Origin of the sequence: Faecalibacterium sp. DFI.5.82, from assembly GCF_029076575.1 — a bacterium.
Classification (GTDB): Bacteria; Bacillota; Clostridia; order Oscillospirales; family Ruminococcaceae; genus Faecalibacterium; species Faecalibacterium duncaniae.
Window position 1 is genome coordinate 1 of record NZ_JARFIS010000041.1, and the last position, 596, is coordinate 596.

Annotated in this window: 1 protein-coding gene; it reads right to left on the reverse strand. The window is 49.0% G+C overall.

Annotated elements, in window-relative coordinates:
• On the reverse strand, positions 1-596 hold a 596-nt coding region (locus P0G09_RS15455; RefSeq protein ID WP_275253087.1), incomplete at both ends, for a phage integrase N-terminal SAM-like domain-containing protein.

The following is a 596-nucleotide window of genomic DNA, read 5'->3' on the forward strand; positions in this document are numbered from 1 at the left end:
CTTTCAGGGAAACAAACAAAGCTGGGTTTTCATCCGTTCGCCCCTCAAGGTAGTTTTGAAGGTGGATATTCGTCCTTGCGTCGAAATAGACCAATCGTTCTTTATTACCCTTGCCGATAACAACGCATTCGCGCTCATTGAAGTTGATGTCTTCGCGGTTTAGTGTGACCAGCTCACCAACACGCATTCCAGAGGAAGCCATAAGATCAATCATCGCCAAGTCCCGTGCTGTTGTGCAGTTGTCACGCATCAGCTCTAACGCTTCATCGGTGTAGGTGTCCTTGACCACCTGTGCAGTCTTAACTTTGTGAATACGGCGTACCGGGCTTTTCACAATGAAATCCTCATCTTCAAGCCATGAGAAGAAGCTGGACAGTATCCGGCGGATGTTGTCTATGGTCACTTTGCTCGACATACGCTGAACTTGATAGCTTGTCAGATAGCGGCGCAAATCATCTGTGGTGATCTGTCGCGCAGCCTTTCCAACTCCGGCAATTAGAGCCTCAATCGTCTTCCGGTAGTAGCTCAGGGTTTTCTCCGAACTGCCTTCGATCCGCTTTGCCGTGTTAAATGCTTCGACTGCATCTGCTTCGTCT